The organism is Prevotella aff. ruminicola Tc2-24 (genome assembly GCF_900110895.1).
Lineage (GTDB): Bacteria > Bacteroidota > Bacteroidia > Bacteroidales > Bacteroidaceae > Prevotella.
In genome coordinates, this window is the sequence record NZ_FOIQ01000001.1 from 122,552 (window position 1) to 147,868 (window position 25,317).

Below are 25,317 nucleotides of genomic sequence, written 5' to 3' on the forward strand. Positions count from 1 at the left end.
TGGTCTGTGTAATGCTTATAATATCATTTTCTCAATCGGGGTCACGAGGATGCCCTGTGCGCCCATCTCCTTCAGCTTGCCGATAATCTCCCAGAACTGTTTCTGGTCGAGTACGGTGTGAACAGAGCACCATTCCTCATCGGCCAGAGGGATGATGGTGGGACTCTTCAGACCTGGCAGCACGTCGATAATCTCTTGCAGACGAGCCTTGGGCGCATTCATGCGCACATATTTCTTGTCTTCAGCATCCTTCACGGCTTTGAAACGGAAGAGCATTTGCTCCAGAATGGAACGCTTCTCGTCGGAGAGGTTCTTGTTGCCAATGAGCAACGCCTCGCTACGCATCACCACCTCAACCTCGCGGAGGTTGTTGCTGACAAGGGTAGAACCACTGCTGACGATATCGAAGATACCATCGGCCAGACCAATGCCTGGGCTGATTTCTACACTACCTGTGATGACGTGAATTTCGGCATTGATTCCTTTCTCCTGCATGAACTGCTTGAGGATGCCAGGATAGGAGGTGGCAATCTTCTTGCCATTGAACCACTCCACACCTTTATAGTCGATCTCTTTGGGAATGGCAAGCGACAGACGACATTTGGAGAAGCCGAGTCGTGAGATGATGTCGGCATCCTCGCCGCGCTCTACGAACTCGTTCTCGCCTACCACACCGATGTCTGCCACACCGCTGGCTACACTCTGAGGGATATCATCATCGCGAAGGTATAGCACCTCCAACGGGAAATTTGATGACTGGACCAGAAGGGTACGCTTCGATGCACTGACCTTGATGTCTGCCTCACTCAGCAGATTCATGGTATCGTCGAAAAGACGTCCCTTGGATTGTACTGCAATACGTAACATATCGTTAAAGTCTGATTAAAATGTGTGCAAATTTACTCAAAAATGTGTGAATGTGCAAGAAAATCCGTACTTTTGCAGCGTTTTTGATAGATATTCTTGACGGATGATGAGGTTTTTGAATATTCTTGCAGTTTTAGGGGTGCTTTTTATGCTTGCCTCCTGCTCGTCTAAACGGGAGCGGGTGGTCACGCCCTATGGCTCGGTACTCGACTCCGTCACTGTCACTGAGGAGTTCGATCTGCCTGATATCCAGACGAGCGGTGAACTGATTATGGCTACGCTCAGTGGGCCGCAGACCTATTACGACTATCATGGGAAGCAGCTTGGCACGCAATATCTGATTTGTCAGCATTTTGCCGACTCTCTCGGTGTGCGTCTGCGGGTGGAGGTGTGTCGTGACAGTATCGAACTGGCCCGTAGGCTTGAGGAGGACGAAGTGGATCTCGTGGCATGGGCTACACCAGGCCATATACAAGTCGGAAAGGAGAAACAAGAGTTGTCAGAGGAGTTCAAAGGCTGGTATCGCCCCTCACTGATCGAAGAGGTGAGAAAGGAAGAGACGGCATTGCTCACCACCAAGAAGGTACGTCGACGTGTGTTCTCGCCGATGCTTGATGCCAAAGGTGGCATCGTCTCTCATTACGACCATTATTTCATGACATATAGCCGCGATATCCGTTGGGACTGGCGCTTGCTGGCCGCCCAATGCTATCAGGAGTCGACTTTCGATCCACGAGCGGTATCGTTCGCTGGTGCGAAGGGACTGATGCAGATCATGCCTGGCACAGCGGATCATCTGGGTGTTCCTCGAAGTAAGCTCTATGATCCAGAGACAAATATTGCAGCTGCTGTTAAGTATATCGCGGAGCTGCAAAAAGCTTTCGCAGACATACGCGATCACTATGAGCGTACCAACTTTGTGTTGGCCAGCTATAATGGAGGTACCCATCATATCCGTGATGCGATGGAGTTGGCCAAGCGAGATGGACGTAATCCTCATCGCTGGGCTGACGTGTCAACGTATGTCCTGAAACTGGCCTCACCACAGTATTATAATGATCCGTTGGTGAAATATGGTTATATGCGGGGAAGTGAGACCGTCGACTATGTCTCAAAGATCCGTCAGCGGCATGCTGGCTATCAAGGGGTGAAAACACCTCACATGGGGTTCCATCCTTCTCAGCCTCGTAAGGCTGATAAACGTAAGAACAAGTATGATATATAATAAAATGTTCTGGCGGATTTCCGAATCCGCCAGAACATTATTTGCCTCTTTCATTTTACTCACTTAATCGCAATTTGGCCTATGGCCGAGATTGCTCACGTTCGAAAATGAAAGTAGACATTCATTTTACTCACTTAATCGCAATTTGACCTATGGTCGAGATTGCTCACGTTCGAAAATGGAAGCAAACTTTCATTTTGCTCACTTAATCGCAACTTGACCGTTGGTCGAGATTGCTCACGTTCGAAAATGAAAATGAATTTTCATTTTGCTCACTTAATCGCAATCTTGTCCACGCGCTTCTGATGACGGCCACCTTCGAAGGTTGCGGTGAAGAACTCGTCCATGATCTTGCGAGCCATATTGTTGTCGATGAAACGACCTGGCATCACAAGAACATTCGCGTCGTTATGCTGACGGATCAGATGGGCAATCTCAGGAATCCAGCACAGACCTGCACGCACCTGCTGGTGCTTGTTGAGCGTAATTGAGATTCCCTCGCCACTACCACAGATGGCAATGCCAGGATAGACCTCACCACTCTCGATACCCTCGGCCAGCGCGTGACCAAAGTCGGGATAGTCGACGGAGGCATCGCTCCATGTGCCATAGTCCTTGTAAGGGTAGCCTTTCTCCTCCAGATACTGGAGAACGAATTTCTTTAATGCGAAGCCTGCATGGTCGCAGGCAACTCCTACTGTCTTTATTTCCATAGTCTTATGTAATAATCAACACAGAGATACAGATATACAGAGATCATCTTACTCTGTGTCTCTGTACCTCTGTGTCTAAATATTTATCCCAGCAGAGCCTTTACCTGCTTATAAACATTCTCTCCTGTGAAGCCGAGCTTCTCGTCGAGCACCTTGTAGGGAGCAGAGAAACCGAAGCTCTCAAGACCCCATACAGTACCGTCGGCACCTACCAGACCTTCGAGGTTTACGGGTAGACCTGCGGTGAGACCGAACTTCTTCTTGCCTGCGGGCAGAACACTCTGCTGATACTCCTTCGACTGACTGCGGAACAAGCCCTCAGAAGGAACGCTCACGATACGTACCTTCACACCATCCTCGCGGAGCAGCTTAGCACCAGCCTCCAGGGTAGAAACCTCAGAACCTGAAGCCAACAGGATCACGTCGTAGTTCTCGTCACTACCTGCAACAACATAGGCACCCTTGGTAGCCTGGTTGTAGTCGTTGCCCTCGGGCAGCATCTCAATGTTCTGACGAGAGAAAATAAGAGCGGTAGGTGTGTCGACATTCTCCATAGCCATGCGCCAGCAGACGGTGGTCTCCTCGGCATCGGCAGGACGAACAACGAGTACGGAGTTCTTGCCGCTGTGGTTCTTCAGTTTCTCCATCAGACGAATCTGTGCCTCCTGCTCAACGGGCTCGTGGGTAGGACCGTCCTCACCTACACGGAAGGCGTCGTGCGTCCAGATGAACTTCACGGGCAACTCCATCAGGGCTGCCATACGAACGGCGGGCTTCATGTAATCAGAGAATACGAAGAAGGTTCCGCAGGCGGGGATCACACCACCATGCAGTGCCATACCGATACAACAGCATGCCATCGTGAGCTCAGCGACACCAGCCTCGAAGAAGGCACCACTGAAATCGCCCTTCACCATATCCTTAGTCTTCTTCAGGAAGCCGTTAGTGTTATCTGAGTTAGAGAGGTCTGCAGATGCACAGATCATGTTGGGAACCTGCTCAGCGAGTTGACCCAGAACGGCAGCACTGGCACTACGGGTTGCACTTCCTGCCTTCTGCTCAACCTTACTCCAGTCAATCTTCGGAGCCTTACCACTGAACCATTCCTCGAGCTGTTTGGCCTGTACGGGATGACCCTTGGCCCACTCAGCCTTTTCGGCATAGCGCTCAGCCACAATCTTCTTCAATTCCTCGGCACGCTTAGCGTACAACTCCTGTACCTCAGGGAAGATTTGGAACGGATTCTCAGGATCGGCACCCAGATTCTTCATCGTGTTGATATAAGCATCGCCACCGAGAGGCGCACCATGAGTAGCACAGTTACTCTCGTAGCTGCTGTTGTCGGCCTTACGAGCACCCTTACCCATCACGCAGTGGCCGATAATGAGTGAAGGACGTTCCTTCTCTGCCTGAGCCTTTTTAATGGCCTCACGAATCTGGTCAACATCGTTACCGTTGATCTTCTGAACAAACCATCCCCATGCCTCATACTTCTTAGCGGTATCCTCACAGGTCACCACCTCAGTACGGGTAGAAAGCTGAATATCGTTGGCGTCGTAGAACATGATCAGGTTGTCGAGTCCAAGGTTACCAGCAATACGACCAGCACCCTGTGAGATCTCCTCCTGCACACCACCATCACTGATGTAGGCGTAGATGGTCTGGTTCATGACATTGCCCAGACGAGCCTTCAGGAACTTAGCGGCAATGGCAGCGCCAACAGCAAAACAATGACCCTGTCCGAGAGGACCAGAGGTGTTCTCGATGCCACGCTCAATCTCACGCTCAGGGTGACCAGGAGTTACCGAACCCCATTGACGCAGGTTCTTCAAATCCTCCAGAGTGAACTTGCCGATAAGGGCGAGCTGACTGTAGAGCATTGGAGCCATATGACCTGGATCAAGGAAGAAACGATCGCGACCCTCCCATGCGGGATTCTCGGGGTCATAGACGAGGAACTCACTGTACAGAGTGTTGATAAAGTCGGCACCGCCCATGGCACCACCGGGGTGTCCGGACTTGGCTTTCTCAACCATGGAGGCAGCGAGAATACGGATATTGTCCGCTGCCTTGTTCATAATCTTGTTGTCGTTCATAATGAGTGTTATTTGATATTTAATACGATAATCGATTTTGCAGGTACCTTCACCGTCAGAATACCATTTTTCAGCTTCGCATCCTTAAACTCCTTGGGAGCAATTGTGTTAGGATGCTGGAAGTCGTTATAGTCGGCAACATTCTTAGAAGTGAGGATACGGCCGCTAACAGCCTTGGCCTTGTAGCCGTCGATATTGACATCGATGGTTTGGTCTTTGTCGAGGCTGACATTGGTCAGAGCCAGCACGATGCTGCCATCAGTGGTCTTGGCGGCTGAGCCTGAGAGTAGCGGACAAGGACGAGTAGAGTTGTCGGCAGTCTTTGCCTTCTCCTTGAAGTACTCCTTGCTGCACTGGACGGTCTCACTCTCCAGATCGAGTGGGAGGAAGGTGGCCTCCTGGAACGGGGTGTACATCTCGAACACATGGTAAGTCGGGGTGAGCACCATATGACCCGTACCCTCCTGATCGGTGAGGATCATTGACTGGAGCACGTTCACTATCTGGGCGATGTTAGCCATCTTCACACGATCGGTGTACTTATGGAACACGTTGAGCGACAGTGCAGCCACGAAAGCATCGCGTAGGGCATTCTGTTGGTATAGGTGTCCAGGAATGGTACCAGGCTCCTCGTCCCACCATGTTCCCCACTCATCAACGAGCAAGCCAATCGTATTTTGGGGGTCTTTCTCGTCCATGATGGCCTTGTGTTTCTTAATGACCTCTTCGATCTCCAGGCACTTGCCCAAAGCCCAGTAGTACTGATCGGTATCAAACTGCGTAGCTGAGCCTTTAGGACCGTTCCATCCTGTGCAGGTGTAGTAGTGCAGAGAAATACCTTGCATCTGACGACCAATATTCTCCATCAAGACCGTGGTCCAGTTGTAGTCGTAGTCTGAGGCACCACTGGCAATACGGTAAAGCTTGTTGTTGCCCTGATCGCGCAGGTAGGTGTTGAATTTACGATACTCGTTAGAATAATACTCAGGACGCATGTTTCCACCACAGCCCCAGGCCTCGTTGCCAATACCGAAGTACTTCACCTTCCAGGCTTTGTCGCGACCGTTCTGACGGCGTAGACGGGCCATCGGCGTATCACCATCACTGGTCATATACTCCACCCACTGAGCCATCTCCTTCACAGTTCCGGAACCAACGTTACCGCTGATATAGGGCTCGCAGTCGAGCATCTCACAGAGATTCAGGAACTCATGGGTTCCGAAAGAGTTGTCCTCGATGGTACCGCCCCAGTTGTTGTTACGCAGGGAGGGACGCTGATCCTTTGGACCGATTCCGTCCATCCAGTGATAGTCGTCTGCGAAACAGCCGCCAGGCCAGCGGAGTACGGGCACTTTCAAGGCCTTCAAAGCCTCGAATACGTCTTTGCGGTAGCCATTGATATTGGGAATCTGTGAGTTTTCGCCCACCCAAAGACCGCCGTAGATGCATGATCCAAGGTGCTCTGAAAATTGTCCGTAAATCTCACGGTTAATCTTGGCTCCGCCCTGATCGGCATGAACCGTAGCCTTCACATTGTCTGCCGCCATTACAGGCATGGAGAATGCAGCTATCATCAATAAAAGGAACTGTTTCTTCATACTTTGTATACCATATTTATATTATAATACGGATAGGTGGGGAATTTTCCCCACACTTATCCTTACTTCTTATTGTCTACAGCGCACTGCTCAATGGCAAGACCACGCTTGTAATTCTCTATGTATTTCTCGAATCCGCTGACGTCTTCTGGGGTTGGAGCAATGGATGTTCCTGTATTTCCCGCAAAGACCACCTCTTCCAGATAATCGGCGAGAGAAAGCTTGTTGGGATTGCTTACCATATAGCCGGCCAGTAGGGCGATACCCCATGCGCCACCTTCGCCGGCAGTCTCCATGACGGATATCGGACTGTTGATGGCGGCAGCGAGAACACGCTGACCAACACCTTTGGTCTTGAAAAGACCACCGTGTCCGGTAATACGGTCAACCTTGATCTTTTCTTCCTTGAACAGTATGTCGTTGCCGATCTTCAGTACGCCGACAGAGGCATACAGGTGAGCACGCATGAAGTTGGCAAGGTTGAACTTATCGTTGGCAGAACGCACGAACAAGGGGCGGCCCTCAGCAAGTCCAGTGACAGGCTCACCACTGATATAGTTGTAGGATACGAGTCCGCCACAGTCGGCATCACCGTTCAATGCGTTATTGTAGAGTTTTCCGAATACCTCATTCATATCTACTGGAACACCAAGTAGTTGCTGATATTCCTTAAAGAGGTTTACCCATGCATTGAGGTCGCTGGTGCAGTTGTTACAGTGAACCATAGCCACAAGTGATCCATCGGGAGTGGTTACCATGTCAATCATCTCGTAAGGTTTTGAGAGTTCCTTCTCGAGCACGATCATCGAAAACGATGAAGTTCCTGCAGAGACGTTTCCTGTGCGCTGTTTCACGGCGTTGGTAGCCACCATTCCTGTACCTGCGTCACCCTCAGGAGGACATACGGGGATGCCTGCTTTCAGGTGGCCAGAAGCATCGAGTTTCTTAGCACCCTCTGGAGTGAGAAAACCTGCACTCTCGCCTGCGTTAAGTGACTTAGGAAGAATGTCGAGCAGCTTCCAAGAGAAACCTTTCGGAGCGATGAGTTTATCGAACTTCTCAACCATTGTGGCATCGTAAGTCTTGGTCTTGGGGTCAACAGGAATCATACCTGATGCGTCGCCGACACCAAGGACAAACTGTCCTGTCACCTGCCAGTGTACATAACCTGCCAGTGTGGTTAGGTATTTGATGTCGGAAACATGCTCCTCGTTGTCGAGGATACACTGATAGAGGTGACTAATGCTCCAACGGAGGGGGATGTTGTAGTTGAAAAGCTTGGAGAGTTCTGCTGCAGCCTTGCCTGTGTTGGTATTACGCCAGGTACGGAAGGGTACGAGGATCTCTTGTTTTTCGTTGAAGGCCATATAACCATGCATCATTGCAGAGAATCCGATAGCAGCGAGCGTCTCGATCTCACAGTCATATTGCTTCTGCACATCTTTGCGTAACTCGGCATAGCAATCCTGCAGTCCGTACCATACGGCTTCGGTAGAATAGGTCCAAAGGCCGTCTACGAGTTGATTCTCCCACTCGTGTGAGCCTTGTGCGATGGGTTTATTATCCTCGTCGATGAGAACAGCCTTGATTCTCGTGGAACCGAATTCGATTCCCAGTATGGCTTTTCCAGCCTGAATAGTTTCTTTTGCTGTCATAGTCGTTTTTTTATCAACACAGAGATACAGAGTTGCTTCTATGGAAGTCTCTGTACCTCTGTGTTAAGATGATTATTTCAGCGCCTTATTCAGCATATAATATACCTCGTTATTGCGGAGCGTCTGCTTGAAGTCGGCGATGTTGGTCTGCTTGTTGATGCGGACATACTCGATGCCTGTCATCTCGGCAAAGTCTTCCCAGTATTCCTCGTTAATGTCGTAAGAGAATGCGCTGTGATGCGTACCACCTGCTAGAATCCATGCTGCAGCACCAATCTCGAAGGTGGGCTGAGGAATCCAAAGAGCAGAAGCAACAGGCAGATGAGGCATGGGCTTCGGCTCGATGCACTCGACTTCCTGAGAGATCAGACGGAAGCGATTGCCAAGGTCAACAACGGTTGCCTTGATACCACGGCCAGTCTTGGAGGTGAATACCAGACGGGCTGTCTGCTGCTTGCGGATACCGATGCCGAGGAAATGAACCTCAAGTTTGGGCTTATCTGTTGCAATCAGCGGACAGATTTCGAGCATGTGGCTCTGCAGACAAGATGAACGGTCGCCGGCAAAGTTTAATGTGTAGTCCTCGAGGAATGAGCAACCAGTAGGCATGCCCTGCTGGATAACCCAAAGGGTACGATAGAGACAAGCTGTCTTCCAGTCACCCTCGGCACCGAAGCCGTAGCCCTCTTCCATCAGACGCTGTGAAGCCAGACCAGGAATCTGGTCGAAACCGCAGAAGTCTGGTGCATCGATATCGGCATCGCCCAGATCGTCGAAGTTGGTGGTGAAGGCTGTAGCACCTTCATCCTTCAGTACACGGCGCAGAGCAATCTCTGCCTTGGCACTGTTCTTAACCTTCTCCCAGTAAACCTGTTCGCCGCTCTCGTCGATCTTGATCGTGTAGAGCTTTTTGTATTCCTCAACGAGCGCATCGGCCTCTGCATCAGTCACCTTCTTGAAATATTCCATGAGAGAGCTGACAGGGTAGTAGTCTACGTGATAACCCAGACGCTGTTCGAACTCTACGCGGTCGCCATCAGTTACGGCAACGTTGTTCATGTTCATACCGAACATCAAGCAGCGAACATTCTTGGCATCAGCCACACCTGCTGCCACACGTGCCCAAACGGCAATCTGTTTCTGAGCCTTCTCATCCTTCCAGTAGCCGCACACTACTTTGCGGGCAATACGCATACGGGTGCAGATGTGTCCGAACTCGATATCACCGTGAGCACTTTGGTTCAGGTTCATGAAGTCCATGTCTATCTCACTCCAGGGAATCTCTGCGTTGTACTGTGTGTGGAAGTGGAGCAGGGGCTTCTGCAACTGCTGCAGACCTTTGATCCACATCTTGGCAGGACTGAAAGTATGCATCCAGGTGATGATACCCACGCACTTCTCATCATTATTGGCAGCCAACATCACTTGCTCTACTTCCTTAGAACTGTTGGCTGTGCCCTTATATACAATCTTCACGGGGATGTTACCGCTTTCATTTAGTCCGGCAACCATCTCCTTTGAGTGTCCGTCTACAGCAACCACTGCATCGCCTCCATACAGAAGCTGTGCACCAGTTACCCACCAAATCTCATAATTATCAAATGCTTTGATCATAAATAGATACCCCCTCTTATCCCTTTATAGAAAGGATGACCATATCTGGGGCTTGGGTCAATAGTTATTATTAATGTTATTTCTTTTTCTTCTGACCGTAGTAGGCATTGGGTCCGTGCTTGCGTGAGAAGTGCTTCTCAATAAGAAGCGGGTTCATCGTGGTCTGCGGGTTCACAGAGAACGATACGAAAGCCATCTTGGCAACCTGTTCCATAACAACGGCGTTATAAACAGCGTTGTCAGGATCCTTACCCCACGAGAATGGGCCATGGTTCTTAACCAGTACACCAGGCGTGTGAACAGGATTGATGTTATCTGCATGAATACGTTTTACGATCACATTACCTGTTTCTAACTCATAGTCGCCTTTCACCTCTGCTTCTGTCATGTCGTCTGTGCATGGAATGGCATCGTGGAAATAGTCTGCATGTGTTGTGCCGATATTGGGGATGTCCTTACCTGCTTGTGCCCATGCCGTGGCATAGGTAGAGTGGGTGTGGACGATACCGCCTAGTTCTGGGAAAGCCCTGTACAAGACGAGGTGTGTCGGGGTGTCGGATGACGGGTTCAGTTCACCGTCTACGACCTCGCCTGTCTTGAGGTCTACCACAACCATGTCTGATGCTTTCATCACATCGTAATCAACACCAGAAGGCTTGATGACTACTAGTCCGTTCTCACGGTCGATTCCTGACACATTACCCCATGTGAAGATCACGAGATTGTGCTTTACGAGATCGAGGTTTGCCTTGAATACTTTTTCTTTCAGTTCTTCTAACATATTCTATATAATTCTTTCTATCTGTTGTCACAATTTAAAATTTGGGTCTTCGTTATAGGCTCTTTTGTTGAAACGATAGAGATAGGCTCCTCGTTTGGAGCCTGTCTTGTCAATCAGTTCTGTTTTCTCGATGAAGTCCATTTCTTTGATACGTTTTCTGAAATTGCGCTTGTCGAGTTCAGAACCATTTACTGCCTCATACAATTTTTGTAGTTGGGTGAGCGTAAACAGACTGGGCAGAAGTCGGAAGCCTACAGGCTCATGTGCCAATTTCTGTTGCATCATCTTTCGTGCCTTACGTACCATCTCATTGTGGTCGGAGTAAAGATGGGGAATCTCGTCGATATTTACCCATTCTACGCTATGCTCTCGACGCAGACGGTCGTCATAGTCGTTAACGTTGATGAGGGCGTAATAGGCGATGGAGATGACTCGTTCGCCAGGGTCGCGGTCTACGCTACCGAAGGCTCCTACCTGTCGCATATAGAGATTTCGGAGTCCGGTAAGGTCAAAGAGCACACGGTTGGCGGCCTCGTCGATGCTTTCGTCGTGACGAACGAAGCCTCCGTAGAGGCTCCATTCGCCGCGTCCGGGATCCATCTTACGTTTTCCAATCAGTATGCGTAACTTTCCTTCGTCAAAGCCGAAGATAATGCAGTCAACCGATACCCAAACTTTTGAATGTTCACCGTAGAAAGTGGTCATATTGCTCGTTGATTACCAGAAATAGATGTAGAATGCAACAGTGAAGCCAAGGATAATCACAGTGTGGATAATATCCCAGTGATTCCAACTGGCTCGTGTAGCTGCGCGCTGCTCTGGTGTGCTGGTTCCGAAGACAAGTCCTCGGATCTTCTGCTCATCAGGAGCGGCAGTGCAGAGAGATACGATAATAACAATCAGGCAGCAGACAATCAGCATTACACCGCAGAAGAACAACCAGTTGAAGTCGTAGAACACGGCTTTGAACCAGGTGTCAGCGGCATCTGACGCATTGCTGTAGTATACCTTTGCGCCCAGACGTGTCAGACCGATAATGATACCTGAAAGCAAACCCCACATACCACCCTTGGCAGATGCACGTTTCCAACAGATACCTAACAGGAAGGCTGCTGCAATACCAGGAGCCAATACAGATTGGACATCCTGCAGATAGTTATAAAGCACATTACCTACGGAACGCATGATAGGAATCCACAGGATACCAAGAATTACGATAACGACAGTAGCCGTCTGTCCAATACGTACGAGACTTTTTTCTGAGGTCTCGGGTTTCAAACGCTTCCAGAAGTCAATGGTAAACAGCATGGCTGAAGAATTGAACAGCGAAGCTAATGATGACATCAGGGCTGCAAGAATACCGCAGACCACAAGACCCTTCACACCTGCAGGCAGAATCTTAGCCACAAGGGTGGGGAAGGCTGCATCGGCATTAGGTGTACCGTCGGCGAGCAGAGGCAGGAAACCACCGTCGCCTGCATATTTCTGATGGAGTGCAAAAGCAATCATACCAGGGATAAGGAACAGGAATACGGGCAACAACTTCAGGTAGGCTCCAAAGATGGTACCGCGACGGGCCTCAGTTTCATTCTTTCCAGAAAGGACACGCTGAACAATATATTGGTCAGTACACCAGTACCAGAAACCGATGACAGCAGATCCGATTAGGGCGCCCAGCCATGGATACTGCGGGTCGCTGTTGGAACGCATCAGATGGACCATTGTACCTGTGGCACCTTCGTAGTTAGGTTTAACATCACAGAGCTGGAGCATCTGATCCCAACTACCGAGGGCTTTCATACCCAAGACAAGGATAATCAGCGAACCTAACAGAAGGATCGGGGTCTGCAGTACGGAGGTGTAGAGTACGCTCTTCATACCACCGAAAATAGTGTAGATGGCGGTGATAAGTACTAGTCCGATAGCGGCAATCCAGAAGAAATCAATACCCCAGAGTTCTTCAATACCAAAAACCTGTTGGAACACAAGTCCACCTGCATAAACCGTCACGGCCACTTTTGTCAGAACATAGCTTATCAATGAGATGACGGAGAGAATAGTGCGGCTCTGTGTATTGTAGCGGCGCTCCAAGAACTCAGGCATGGTATAAACCATGCTTCGTGTATAGAAAGGAACAAACACCCATCCCAGGATTAGGATCATCCATCCTTGGATCTCCCAGTGGGCCATGGCCATACCCGAGGATGCTCCTGCTCCTGCGAGGCCAATCAGGTGTTCTGAGCCGATGTTTGACGCAAAGATAGATGCACCAATGGCAATCCATGTAGCATCCTTACCACCAAGGAAATAGTCTGCCGAGTTGTCGTTTTTCTGGCTGACGACCCAAAGTACAATGCCTATCAGCGCACAGCAGAAGACGCCAATGACAATCCAATCTAATAATGCCATAATTGTTTGTTATTTTAATGATTTTAGGTTTTTATTTGATACTGAATTTATATGCAGCATGACTGTAATACTTCTCTCCCGGGTTCAGTGTAGGCTGTACCCATGTAGGTTGGTTGGGTGAGTTGGGGTATTTCTGACTCTCCAGACATACACTCACGTGTTTGGGGTAGGTGAGTCCGTGCTTACGAGCAATCTTGGCATCAGGACCTACACCCTGAAAGTTTCCAGAATAAACCTGAACACCTGGTTCGTTTGTGAACATCTCCATGAAGATGCCTGTCTTTGGAGAGTAGAGGCTGGCGCAAACCTGTTTGTCATCCCCTTTACCGTCCTTATAAGTGTTCAGACAGAAGTTGTGGTCGTAACCTGTGGCATTCTGAATCTGGTCATACTGAGACTGGATACTGTCGCCAATGGCATGCGGTGTACGGAAGTCCATGGGAGTTCCTTCCACAGACTTGATCTCACTTGTCGGGATATAAAGCTTGTCACTTGGAGTGAAATTGTCTGCATTTACATAGAGAATCATATCATATCCGGGTTGAGTGAAGTCACCACTCAGATTATAATAATTATGATTCGTTTGGTTAATAATCGTCGGCTTGTCCGTTTCTGCCTCCCAAGTCATATCAAGGGTATTATCAGCAGTGAGTTTGTAAGTTGTGATAGCCATCACCTTACCAGGGAAGCCATTTTCTTTGTCTGCAGCCACAATGGTCAACTTAAGGATTGAGTCTCCAATCTGTTCTGCATCGTAGACCTGATGCATCCAACCTGTGTTTCCACCGCCATGCAGACAGTTGGGACCATCGTTCTTCTTAAGTTGATATACGATTCCGTCGAGAGTGAATTTTCCATCTTTGATACGGTTAGCGTAACGACCAACACTTGATCCGTAGTCTGAAGGCGTGTTGATGGTGTCAGCATATTGGGCAATATTATCAAAACCTAAAACAACATCGGTAGGCTTACCGTCTTTATCAGGAACGCAGAGAGAAACTACACGCCCGCCATAGTTCGTGATACATACTTCCATTCCGTTGTCATTCTTCAACGTGTAGAGTTTCACAGGCTTATCCTGGATCGTTGTGTCAAATCTAGCAGGATCAAGACCGGATACTGTGAGCTTTGAAGCCTGTTGGCTACCTGCACATGCAGAGAGCATCAGCGCAATGACGCTGATTCCCATCATCGTTTCTTTTAGTGCTTTCATCATTTACGTGTTTTAAGTTGTTTATGTTACAGTGTTTATTTTTGGGTGTAAAATTACAATATATTTTTGAACTAGCAACAGAAAAAAGAAAAAAAATAGCGGTAAAGTGTAATTGCTACACCTTACCGCGTGTATTTAACTTTTATAAACACAAGATACTGTGTTTATGTCAAGTAGAAACTAACAAATTTTACGTGAGCCATCGCCTATAACAACGTCGTAGACCTTAGGCTCATGTCCGTATTTTGCATTGAACTTTTTCTTCGCATCATCGATGAACTTCTTATAAAGATCATTGCGTACGAGATTGATGGTGCAACCACCAAAACCACCGCCCATAATACGAGATCCAGTAACACCGTTCTCCTTGGCGATGTCGTTCAAGAAATCAAGTTCCTCGCATGACACCTCATAGTCTTTTGACAGACCTTCGTGTGTCTTATACATCAATTCTCCTACCTTTTCGTAATCGCCTTCGTTCAGGGCATCGCAGACTGCCAATACACGGTCTTTTTCACCGAGAACGAACTTGGCGCGCTTGTAGTCTTCAGAACCCACTTCATCCTTGACCTCCTCGAGTTGCTCCCATGTGCAGTCTCGCAGGGTCTCGAATTTACCTTCTGGATGCTTAGCCTGAATATGCTTGACCACGTTCTCACAAGAGTTGCGACGATCATTGTAGGGAGAGCCTGCCAATTGGTGCTTGACAACAGAGTCGAGCAGTACCAGACGATATCCGTCGGGCTTGAAGGGGAAATACTCAAACTCACGACTGCGGCAGTCGAGACGCATCAGACAACCTGCTTTACCGAAGACGGAAGCAAACTGATCCATAATACCACAGTTCACACCGCAATAGTTATGTTCTGTAGCCTGACCAGCCAAAACCATGTCCCACTGTGAGACCTTGTTCTCCCCGAAAAGGTCGTTCAGACCGTATGCGAAGCAGCTCTCCATAGCTGCCGACGAGGACATACCAGCTCCAAGGGGGACATCACCAGCAAAGGCAATGTTATAGCCTTTGACAGGAACTCCCAACTTTTTCATTTCCAGTGAGATGCCGTAAATATATCGAGCCCAGGATGCTTTTGGACCTTTAGGATCGGAAAGCTTGAAGTCGACACGGTCTTTCAAATCGATAGCATATGCCATCACAGTGTCTTCCGTACCATTGGGACGCATCTCGGCCATGATGCCTTTGTCAACAGCTCCAGGGAATACGAATCCACCATTATAGTCGGTATGTTCACCAATCAGGTTGATACGTCCGGGAGATGCATATACATTACCAGTCTTTCCATCAAAATGCTTGATGAACCGACTTCTTACAAATTCAATATCCATAATGAAAAAATTAGAGGTTTATAAAAATCAATCGACAGGAATGTCCTTATTCACGTTCTTGCAGCCGATGAGCGCATAATAGAACATGTAGGCTACACCCAGCAGATAGATGAAATAACTAGGCATATATCCCATGATATCTGCGAAGAAATTCTGAACCACTGGCAGTACGCCACCGCCGACAACCATCATCATAAAGATTCCAGATGCCTGAGCTGTATATTTACCGAGGCCCTCTGTTGCGAGGTTAAAGATGGAAGCCCACATCACTGAAGTGCAGAGACCAACCAAGACCAGAAGCATTGCACTCATCGGGACAGTGGTCATTTCAACGGTTCCTTCCAGAATCTTTACCAACGGCATGGTGACGGTAACGCTTTTCGGTGTCAGCATGGCTGCGAGTATCAAGACCATTCCTACAGAGGTTGTGAAAAGCATCATCTGTCGTGAAGAGACCTTGGCAGCAATAGCACTGGATATCAGTCGGCCAACCAGCATGAGCAACCAGTACATGGCAGCGACAGATCCACCGATAGTGGCGGCATCAGCCAAAAGACCAGCACCCTTGTCAGACGTATCGGACAGATAGAAATTCAGACCACCAGGGATACCTACCTCAACACCTACATACACGAAGATCGCGATGACACCGAGCAGACAGTGGCGGAAAGCCCACGGTGAGTGCTCGAATTTTGTGTCGGCAGTCACCTTACCCATTTCAGGATCCTGAATGGGGATAAAGAGCAGGGCAACGAAGGCGGCTGCAAAGACGGTCATGGCAATATACATGACCAGATTGACATCGGCCATCTGTGTTGACGCTGTCACAGTACCAATGAGGGCACCTACCAGCATGGGGGTTAATGTTCCTGACAATGAGTTCAGTGTTCCACCAATCATGTTCAGCTGATTACCACGGTTACCTCCGCCACCAAGCAGGTTCAACATCGGGTTGACGACGGTGTTCAGAATACATACTGAGAAACCAGAGATAAAGGCGCCAAACAAGTATACGCAGAATCCTGAGATACCTCCTGAGAATCCGGAGAGGAACTGTATCAGCACACCGATAAAGCCTACAGCAATACCGATGAGAGCCGTTTTCTTATATCCCACTTTGGTCAGCATCTTTCCTGCAGGGATACCCATGAACAGATAGGCAAAGAAGTTCATGAAGTTACCCATGATGCCAAGCACATTTGAACCTCCGATTTCCGGCTGGCTTTTCCAGATGACTCCGATGGGGGCACCGAGGTTAGTGACAAACGAAATCATCGCATAGAGGAACATCATCGTGATGATGGCGATGATGCTTCCATTTTGTTTTTGAGTACTCATATTAGTTTTTTCCTTTTATTTAATTGTTTATGGTTATATTCATTACTCAACAACTCCGAAACGATATATGGTCTTCTGCTTATAGCGCTGCCCGGGATTCAGTATGACACTGGGGAAATACGGACGGTTGGGTGAATCGGGGAAGTGCTGGCATTCGAAGCATACGGCACTGCGGCGGGGAAATGTGGCACCATTGGCACCCTTATAGCCAGTAGCCCAGTTGTCGCTATAGAGCTGCACACCAGGTTCGGTAGTATAGCATTCCATCGTACGACCGCTGTTCGGATCGGTGATTCTTGCAGCAAAACTCAGCTCGCCCTCTTCCTGCTTGTTCAACACATAGCAGTGGTCATATCCAGCACCGTTCTTGATCTGCTCGTCATCGGCATCGATGTCCTTTCCAACAGGTTTCGGTGTGCGGAAATCGAACGGTGTACCTTCCACTTTGCGGATCTCGCCCGTAGGGATGGATGTTTCATCCGTGGGGATGTAGAAATCCGCATTGATTTCACAGATCAGATCATCGATAGTCGGTGTCGGGTCTGCTGTTCCTGCAAGACTGAAGAATGCATGATGAGTCAGGTTGACGATGGTCTTCTTGTTGGTTGTAGCAAGATATTCGATTACCAACTCGTTCTGGTCGGTAAAGGTGAACTCCACAGTAACGTCCAACTCACCAGTAAATCCCTCTTCTCCATAAGAAGAGATGCGGTGCAATGCCAGTGAACGGGGGCCCATCTGACGAGCATCCCATACTTTCGCATGGAAACCTGTCGGACCTCCATGCAGGGCGTTGGGTCCGTTGTTGATGGCCAACTGATACTCCTTGCCGTTAAGGGTGAACTGTCCCTTGCAAATACGGTTTCCAAAGCGGCCGATGAGAGTGGAGAGATAAGGCTCAGGGCTGTTAATAACATTCTCGATGCTATCATGTCCCTGGATGACGTTTGCCACTTTTCCATCTTTGTCTGGCACCATAATAGCACAAATGGCACCACCATAATTGGTGATAGCCACTTCATATCCTTTACGGTTCCTTAAGATGTACAAATCGGTTTTCTTACCATGGATTGTGGTCTGGAAGTTTTCTCTCTTCAGACCACACAGATTCGCTGTTTCTGCTGTGTTCGCCATATTCCTATGTTTTTAGTTACGTTATCTTTCTGCAAAGGAACAGAAAAAAAACCAAACAAACGAAGGAAACAACGAAAAAAATGTTTTTGATATATTAAAAAACTCTAAATGCGGTTCTTGAGAAAATCGGCCACGACATAACTGCTACCTCCGATAAACACAAAGTCTTTTTCGGTCGCAGCATTCTTGGCAGCTTTGTAGGCCGAGATGACATCCGGGTAGCTCTCTCCTTTCAGATCTTGGCTTTTAGCGTATAACTTCAGTACGTTCTCTGATACGGAACGCTTGTTGTTCGCTTTTGTGAAATAATAGATCGCGTCTTTCGGCAACAGGGCGATAACTCCTTCGATGTCTTTGTCTTCAACCATTCCAAACACAATATGCATCTGATGACATTTAACCGTTTTCAGTTGCTCGCTGAGGTATTGCCAGCCAGCCACGTTGTGTCCGGTATCACAGATGGTGAGTGGCGCTTCGTCAACAACCTGCCAACGACCTTTTAAGGATGTCAGTTGACATACGTTTAGAAAGCCTTCTCTTACTTCTCTGTTTTGGCATATGGCATCCTCTTGACATGAACATGCATGCATATATCCCATCTTCTCCAGTTCCTTGACAGCGCAAAGAATGGTGTTGGCGTTTTTGGCCTGATAGATACCGCCAAGCTGTCCCTCCAGAATTCCGAAGTGCTGGGTCTGGTATTTCATACCATTGTCGGATGGAGAGAATGTTTTAATTTCCTGCTGGTCCTCTGCAAAGATAATGGGTGCCTTTACCTCTTTTGCTTTCGCTTCGAAGACAGGACGAGTCTCATGTGTGGTCTCACCAATGACGACGGGAATGCCACTCTTGATGATGCCGGCTTTCTCTGTGGCGATTTGTTCAAATGAATGGCCTAAGAACTGTGTGTGGTCCATTCCGATATTCGTGATGATCGACAGGATTGGCGTGATAATATTCGTGCAGTCTAAACGGCCGCCTAGTCCCACTTCAATAACGGCAATGTCGACTTCCTTCTCTGCAAAGTACTTGAACGCCATGGCCGTAACCACCTCGAAGAAAGACGGTTGTATATGTTCTATGAAAGGGCGCTGCTGTTCGACGAACTCCACGACATAATCTTCATCGATGGGTTGCCCGTTGACTCGAATGCGTTCCGAAAAATCCACGAGGTGCGGAGATGTATAGAGTCCAACCTTGTATCCACACATCTGCAGGATGGCCGACAGTGTGTGAGCACATGACCCTTTCCCGTTCGTACCGGCAATATGGATAGTCTTATACGCCTTGTGTGGATGCTTGAAATGCTCATCCAGGGCTAATGTGTTCGTCAGCCCCTCCTTGTAACCGCTGGCCCCCTGTCTTTCAAACATGGGCATCTGGTTGTACAGATATTCACATGTCTCCTGGTACGTCATCTCTGATATGCTGATTGTGGTTAAACGGAATTAATTGAAATAGTTCTTAAAGCGTTGGAAGATAGAATCCTTCGTTTGCTTGTCGCCTTTGAAGTTGTCGCTTTGACGGAACTGATCAATAGCTTGTTTCTCTTCCCGGCTTAAGGTTTTGGGCACGTAGACACTGATGTTTACCACAAGATCGCCTTTGCCGTTGCCATAACCTTGTACGGCGGGTAGACCTTTTCCGCGTAGACGCAGGGTTTTCCCCGGTTGTGTGCCGTTATCAAGCTTAATTTTCAACTTGGAGCCTTCGATGGTCGGAACCTCTACCTCGCCACCCAGTGCCGCAGTCGGGAAATCAAGTAACAAGTTGTATATCAAATCGTTTCCGTCGCGGATGAATGTGTCGTGATCTTCTTCTTCAATGAATACCTGTATGTCACCGTTGATACCATTGTGCTTGCCGGCATTTCCTTTTCCTGGCACATTGACGACCATGCCTTCGGCCACACCTGCAGGAATGTTGATTTCAACGACTTCCTCGCCTTTCTTTACACCAGTACCTCCACACTCATGGCATTTGTTCTTGATAACCTGACCTTCTCCTCCACAGGCCGGACATACGCTCTGTTGTTGCATCATGCCGAAGATACTTTGTGTGGTATGAGTGATGACGCCACTACCATGACAAGTCTGACAGGTCTCCTTGCCGCTGCCGGCCTCTGCTCCGCTACCGTTACAGTGGGGACAGTGGATATCCTTGCGCACCTTGAATTTTTTTGTCACGCCAGTGTTGATTTCCTCAAGCGTCAACTTCACCTTCAGGCGCAGATCACTACCGCGGTGTTGCTGTGGACGGCGCTGTCCGCCAAATCCGCCGAAACCATGACCACCGAAGATATCGCCGAACATCGAGAATATATCGTCCATGTTCATGCTGGTACCTCCGAAGCCACTGAAGCCACCTCCGAAACCTCCTCCCATCGGACCGTCAAATCCGAACTGGTCGTACTGCTGACGGGTCTTCGGGTCGTGAAGCACATTATAGGCTTCGGCGGCCTCTTTGAACTTCTCCTCGGCTTCCTTATCGCCAGGATTCCGGTCAGGGTGATATTTGATAGCTATCTTTCGATATGCTTTCTTGATCTCGTCTTCTGAAGCGCCTTTCTCTACGCCCAGTACTTCATAGTAGTCGCGTTTCGCCATGAAACAATCAAAACATTAAATATTAAACATTATTGTCCGACCGCAACCTTTGCGTGACGGATTACCTTGTCGTTCAGTTTATAACCCTGCTGTAGGCAATCGATGACTTTACCTTTCTTGTCATCACCCATGCCTGGCACCATGGCTACGGCCTCATGAACATCGGTGTCGAAGTCTGCATTGTCTGTATCGATTCTACTAACACCTTGGGCTTCAAGTACTTTCATGAACTTCTGGTGGATGAGCGTCATTCCTTCGCGAAGCACCTCTGGATCATCGGTTTTGGTTCCGTTCTCGATGGCACGCTCCATGTCGTCGAGAATAGGCAGAACCGCAGTGATGAATTTCTCGCCACCATTCAGAATCAGTTCTGTACGCTCTTTCAGAGTTCGTTTGCGATAGTTCTCGAATTCAGCTACGCTACGCAACCATTTATCCTTCAACTCTGCGATTTCCTTTTGAGCCTTCTCTATGGGATCTTGCTCCTCGGTCTCGTCAGCGTTCTCGGTCATATCGGAATCCTCAGGATTGACGGTTCCTTCGGTCTCTGCCTCTTTGTCAGTCTCCTCAGATACCTGCTCGTTCAGGATATCCTCGTCTTCGATGTTCATATCTTTTTCTGTCATAACTACGTGGTTTTATTAATTCTGCTTTCCTAATTGCAAAAATCGTGCCGAATTAGGCGTACATCTTCTCTTTTTGCTCTTTGATAGCCTCGTCGTAGATATAATCATCGTAGCTCATCAGTTTGTCGATGGTTCCTTTCGGAGTCAGTTCGATGATGCGATCAGCCACGGTATTGATGAATTCGTGGTCATGTGATGCGAACAAAATGTTGCCTTTGAACTGTATGAGATTGTTGTTAAACGCCTGAATAGACTCCAGATCGAGGTGGTTGGTCGGTGTGTCAAGGATGAGGCAGTTGGCATTCCTCAACTGCATACGTGCAATCATACAACGCATCTTTTCACCTCCGGAGAGCACACAGACCTTTTTCAGGATATCCTCTTCTTTGAATAGCATCCTGCCTAAGAACGACTTCATGGTGACCTCGTTGCCTGGGCCCCACTGTGAAAGCCAGTCTACCAGGTTCATCTCTGACTGGAAGTACTCAGTATTGTCAAGTGGCAGATAGGCAGTGGTGATGGTTACACCCCATTTGTATGTGCCTGCCTGAGCCTCGCGGTTGCCGTTGATGATTTCGAAGAGTGCCGTCATGGCTTTCGGATTGTGTGAAAGGAATACGGTCTTCTGGCCCTTTTCAATCGTGAAGCTGACATTATCGAACAGAACGGTGCCGTCGGTATCTACAGCCTTCAGTCCTTCCACTTCGAGGATCTGTGTGCCAGGTTCGCGCTCCATAGAGAAGATGATACCCGGATATTTACGGGTTGAAGGGGTGATCTCCTCAACATTCAACTTCTCCAGCATCTTTTTGCGCGAGGTGGTCTGTTTTGATTTTGCCACGTTGGCAGAGAAGCGGCGGATAAACTCCTCCAGTTGCTTCTTTTTCTCCTCGGCCTTCATCTTCTGGTTCTGTGCCTGGCGTAGGGCAAGCTGTGATGATTCATACCAGAAAGAGTAGTTTCCACTGAACAGTGTCACCTTGCCAAAGTCGATGTCGACGGTCTGTGTCGAGACAGCATCGAGGAAGTGACGGTCGTGAGAGACCACAAGTACACACTGCTCCAAGTTCGAAAGATATTCCTCCAACCACTGTACAGTGTCCAGATCGAGGTCGTTGGTGGGCTCGTCGAGCAGCAGGTTGTCGGGGTGACCGAACAGCGCCTTGGCAAGCATGACACGTACCTTCTCGTTGTTTGAGATCTCCGACATCTGTTTGTAGTGCTGTCCCTCAACAACTCCGAGGTTCTGCAGCAATTGTGCGGCCTCGCTCTCAGCTTCCCAGCCGTTCATCTCTGCAAAAGCCATCTCCAGTTCGGCGGCACAGACACCGTCTTCTTCTGACATTTCCTCCTTGGCATAAAGTGCTTCGCGTTCTTTCATGTTCTGCCAAAGGGGCTGATGCCCCATGAGTACGGTGTCCATCACGGAGAACTCGTCGTATTTGAAGTGGTCCTGTTCCAGGACACTCAGGCGCTCACCGGGGTGCATCTCGATAGAGCCCTTATTGGGCTCCAATTCACCGCTGATAGCACGAAGCAGGGTAGACTTACCTGCACCGTTAGCACCGATGATGCCATAAATATTTCCACTTGTGAACTTCAGATTGACGTCTTTGTAGAGCGTCTTTTTTCCGAATTGTATTGCCAGATTCGTGACTGTAATCATCTCTATTTTACCTTATTATATTTTAATTGGGCTGCAAAGGTAGTGAAAAAAAACGAGACTTCAAAACAATTCAGTGAAAATGTGTGCCAGAGGACTGGGAGTTTCCTAATTCTAACTGATTCTTTACAAGATTATAATACGCTCCTCTCTTTGCTGTCAGGGACTTGTGATTTCCTGTATCCGTGATAGCCTGAGAAAGTGATTGTTTTCAGAATAGCTGACATCCTAAGAGCAATATTTTGGGGGCTGAAACAATCCTTTTTCGACTTACAGTGGGGCTACAATGTTAATTCTTTCTGTTGACTCGATAGTTTTATTGTTTTTTCTTGTTCACTTCAATAAAAAGCTGTACCTTTGTAACTGCAATTGAGGTCAATAAAGAGTTATTGATGTTTACGCAAATCGCAGAGAATTTCGGACTCCTGTATGTAACTAATTCGTAACCTCTCCCAGATATTGGCTCTAATCATTGCTGAAAGTCAATAAGTTATAAGAAATTGGTGGTTTAGAATTAGGAAATTAAATAGTTGAGATATGGCTAAAGATTTGGAGAACATAGGAATCCGTAGCGATAAGGTTCGCAACATCATGATGGAGAAACCACCAGTATTAATTCGATATGGTACGGCAATAATAGCAACTTTATTAGTTGCTGTGGCTTTTGTTGCTTTCTACATTATAATGTGAACAAAATTGATATGTAAAATATAACAGACTCCGGAACTCTGTAAAACAGACCAGACTGGATAAAAGGAGCGGAAACCGAAAGGCTATAAGAGTAGGATTAATAACTATTTTTCAATTATGGAAAGTTTAAAATTGAAAGAAAAATCAGGATTGACACGGGAAGACCTTGTTGCCATTCTTGGTGGTAGTAATGTTACAAATTCTGTAGAGGCCAGCGATAGTCGCGAACGCACTCGTGTCCAACAGACAAAGCTGCAACAAGAGACATGTGCTTGTGATGCAATAGGATAACATTACTAACAATTACGTTCGGGGAATAACCATTAAAGATATTCCCCGAACATTAAAATGATAATTACATGTATTACATATCTAAGTATAATTATTATCTAACGGTAGGAAACAAATATTATATCTATAATACCATAAGTAATAGATATAAAGAGTTCCCGCCTGCAGTATTCAATACTCTGCAAAATGCAGACAGGGCAGCTGTAGAGATTATAGATGCAAACTATAATAGCATTCTGCCTGCAACTATTGATAGTGACAATATTGAAGTGTTATTATCATTAAGGATGATATACAGTTCTGTTATGCATGAAGAAAGACTTCTTAAAATGGCTCATGATTCAGATGTGGTCAACACAGCTTTCTCATCGTTAATTATTCTTCCAAACCTTAGTTGTAATTTGAATTGCCACTATTGTTATGAGAAAGACAAAAACGAATTAATGTCGTTAGATCAAGAAAAGACACTCACTAGCTTCCTTACAAGTGAAGTTAGGAACAAGAAATGGTTAAATATAAGATGGAGTGGTGGTGAACCTTTGCTTTCTTGGAATAAAATAAAACGTATCTCCCAACAGATAATAGATGAATGTAATAAAAGTGGTTGTAATTACTCTGCCTCCATTATAACCAATGGAACCCTATTATCTGATGACAAAGTAGATGATTTCTTGAAATATTCTGTTAAGGCTGCACAAATTACACTAGATGGAGACTCGTCTCTTCATGATAAAATTAGGCACTTTAAATCAAATGGGCAAGGGACATTTGGAATAATAATGAAAAATATAGGCCAAGCATCAAAAAAAATAAAGATTCATCTACGAATAAATGTTGATAAAAATAATTTTGTCAATATTCCTCATCTTTTTGATGAAATTGCAAGTACTCATTTAGACAGGGATAATGTGCAATTATTCTGCAGACCTGTGATGTGCTCACTTGCTAGAACTCCTAATACCAAGCTTTTTTCTCCTTCGGAGTTCTTAGAGATAGAGGAACATTTATTGAAATGGGCCAAGGAAAGAGATTTACAATATTCATTTCACCGTGGAATGGGAAACAGATCCTTCCGATGCTGCATGAATGCTGTAGAAGGATTCTATATATCTCCTGATTTGCTACTATATAAATGCCCGATGTATATTGATTATGACAAGAGACACTCTGTTGGATATATCGATAAAGATGGTAATATGAAGATTACTAATATAAAAGAGTTCTCTATTGGATTTAAGAATTCCCCATACGATGAACATAGCAAATGCAGGAGATGTAAAGTATTACCTATATGTAACGGAGAATGTTTTATGCAACGCATATTGTCTCCATCTGACGAAAATGCGGGATGTATCCCGGAAAAGAAATCAATGGCAGAAAAAATGAAATATGCAATTGAAAATTCACTTGAACTACATGCATTTAATCGATCAAGTTTTTTGGAAATTTAAAAA

The 25,317-nt window shown here is 47.3% G+C and carries 21 protein-coding genes and 1 pseudogene; 4 read left to right on the forward strand and 18 right to left on the reverse strand.

Features of this window, described 5'->3' with window-relative positions; translation table 11 throughout:
- Positions 1-15: 15 nt before the first annotated feature.
- Positions 16-867, reverse strand: coding sequence for an ATP phosphoribosyltransferase (gene hisG / locus BMY63_RS00525; protein WP_091914041.1), 852 nt, complete (start codon positions 865-867; stop codon positions 16-18).
- A gap of 103 nt (positions 868-970) precedes the next feature.
- Between hisG and BMY63_RS12480 the strand changes: the two genes are divergently transcribed.
- Positions 971-2,092: an MltF family protein gene (locus BMY63_RS12480; RefSeq protein WP_305729031.1), complete on the forward strand. Its 1,122-nt coding sequence runs from the start codon at positions 971-973 to the stop codon at positions 2,090-2,092.
- Between the two features lie 272 nt (positions 2,093-2,364).
- On the opposite strand, the gene rpiB is transcribed toward BMY63_RS12480, so the two are convergent.
- The 17 genes and pseudogenes from rpiB to BMY63_RS12495 all read right to left on the reverse strand — a co-directional run.
- The gene (gene rpiB / locus BMY63_RS00535; RefSeq protein ID WP_091899247.1) at positions 2,365-2,805 is read right to left on the reverse strand and encodes a ribose 5-phosphate isomerase B; all 441 of its coding nucleotides are present in this window, start codon (positions 2,803-2,805) and stop codon (positions 2,365-2,367) included.
- Between the two features lie 83 nt (positions 2,806-2,888).
- Entirely contained in the window at positions 2,889-4,901 is a 2,013-nt protein-coding gene (locus tag BMY63_RS00540; RefSeq protein ID WP_091899248.1) for a transketolase family protein, read from the reverse strand.
- A gap of 8 nt (positions 4,902-4,909) precedes the next feature.
- Positions 4,910-6,499 (reverse strand): alpha-N-arabinofuranosidase, encoded by a 1,590-nt coding sequence (locus BMY63_RS00545; protein WP_091914043.1) that lies wholly within the window; start codon positions 6,497-6,499, stop codon positions 4,910-4,912.
- 62 nt (positions 6,500-6,561) lie between these two features.
- Positions 6,562-8,154 (reverse strand): xylulokinase, encoded by a 1,593-nt coding sequence (locus BMY63_RS00550; protein ID WP_091914045.1) that lies wholly within the window; start codon positions 8,152-8,154, stop codon positions 6,562-6,564.
- Positions 8,155-8,226: 72 nt separating this feature from the next.
- On the reverse strand, positions 8,227-9,768 hold the full coding sequence (gene araA / locus BMY63_RS00555) for an L-arabinose isomerase (protein WP_091899251.1): 1,542 nt from the start codon (positions 9,766-9,768) through the stop codon (positions 8,227-8,229).
- A gap of 76 nt (positions 9,769-9,844) precedes the next feature.
- On the reverse strand, positions 9,845-10,549 hold the full coding sequence (locus BMY63_RS00560; protein WP_091899252.1) for an L-ribulose-5-phosphate 4-epimerase: 705 nt from the start codon (positions 10,547-10,549) through the stop codon (positions 9,845-9,847).
- A gap of 27 nt (positions 10,550-10,576) precedes the next feature.
- Positions 10,577-11,254, reverse strand: a complete 678-nt coding sequence (locus BMY63_RS00565) for an NUDIX hydrolase (RefSeq protein ID WP_091899253.1) — start codon at positions 11,252-11,254, stop codon at positions 10,577-10,579.
- Positions 11,255-11,266: 12 nt separating this feature from the next.
- Positions 11,267-12,958: a sodium:solute symporter gene (locus tag BMY63_RS00570; protein ID WP_091899254.1), complete on the reverse strand. Its 1,692-nt coding sequence runs from the start codon at positions 12,956-12,958 to the stop codon at positions 11,267-11,269.
- Between the two features lie 31 nt (positions 12,959-12,989).
- Positions 12,990-14,171, reverse strand: coding sequence for an aldose epimerase family protein (locus BMY63_RS00575; RefSeq protein WP_091914904.1), 1,182 nt, complete (start codon positions 14,169-14,171; stop codon positions 12,990-12,992).
- 180 nt (positions 14,172-14,351) lie between these two features.
- Entirely contained in the window at positions 14,352-15,515 is a 1,164-nt protein-coding gene (galK, locus tag BMY63_RS00580; protein ID WP_091899255.1) for a galactokinase, read from the reverse strand.
- Between the two features lie 27 nt (positions 15,516-15,542).
- On the reverse strand, positions 15,543-16,853 hold the full coding sequence (locus BMY63_RS00585; protein WP_091914047.1) for an MFS transporter: 1,311 nt from the start codon (positions 16,851-16,853) through the stop codon (positions 15,543-15,545).
- A 42-nt stretch (positions 16,854-16,895) separates the two neighbouring features.
- Positions 16,896-17,987 (reverse strand): aldose epimerase family protein, encoded by a 1,092-nt coding sequence (locus BMY63_RS00590; protein ID WP_091914049.1) that lies wholly within the window; start codon positions 17,985-17,987, stop codon positions 16,896-16,898.
- A 104-nt stretch (positions 17,988-18,091) separates the two neighbouring features.
- Complete coding sequence (locus tag BMY63_RS00595) at positions 18,092-19,405, reverse strand: bifunctional folylpolyglutamate synthase/dihydrofolate synthase (protein WP_091914051.1); 1,314 nt, start codon at positions 19,403-19,405, stop codon at positions 18,092-18,094.
- Positions 19,406-19,435: 30 nt separating this feature from the next.
- Complete coding sequence (gene dnaJ, locus BMY63_RS00600) at positions 19,436-20,593, reverse strand: molecular chaperone DnaJ (RefSeq protein WP_091914053.1); 1,158 nt, start codon at positions 20,591-20,593, stop codon at positions 19,436-19,438.
- Positions 20,594-20,622: 29 nt separating this feature from the next.
- Positions 20,623-21,204, reverse strand: a complete 582-nt coding sequence (locus BMY63_RS00605; protein WP_256218886.1) for a nucleotide exchange factor GrpE — start codon at positions 21,202-21,204, stop codon at positions 20,623-20,625.
- A gap of 67 nt (positions 21,205-21,271) precedes the next feature.
- Positions 21,272-22,393: an ABC-F family ATP-binding cassette domain-containing protein gene (locus BMY63_RS00610; RefSeq protein ID WP_371113569.1), complete on the reverse strand. Its 1,122-nt coding sequence runs from the start codon at positions 22,391-22,393 to the stop codon at positions 21,272-21,274.
- A pseudogene (locus tag BMY63_RS12495) lies at positions 22,394-22,792 on the reverse strand (ATP-binding cassette domain-containing protein); the annotation flags it as partial.
- Positions 22,793-23,419: 627 nt separating this feature from the next.
- Between BMY63_RS12495 and BMY63_RS12235 the strand changes: the two are divergent.
- The 3 genes from BMY63_RS12235 (at position 23,420) to BMY63_RS00615 (ending at position 25,314) form a co-directional block, all read left to right on the forward strand.
- Positions 23,420-23,572, forward strand: a complete 153-nt coding sequence (locus tag BMY63_RS12235) for a hypothetical protein (protein WP_177178347.1) — start codon at positions 23,420-23,422, stop codon at positions 23,570-23,572.
- 117 nt (positions 23,573-23,689) lie between these two features.
- Positions 23,690-23,863, forward strand: coding sequence for a hypothetical protein (locus BMY63_RS12240; protein ID WP_177178348.1), 174 nt, complete (start codon positions 23,690-23,692; stop codon positions 23,861-23,863).
- 68 nt (positions 23,864-23,931) lie between these two features.
- Entirely contained in the window at positions 23,932-25,314 is a 1,383-nt protein-coding gene (locus BMY63_RS00615) for a radical SAM/SPASM domain-containing protein (protein ID WP_091914059.1), read from the forward strand.
- Positions 25,315-25,317 lie beyond the last annotated feature (3 nt).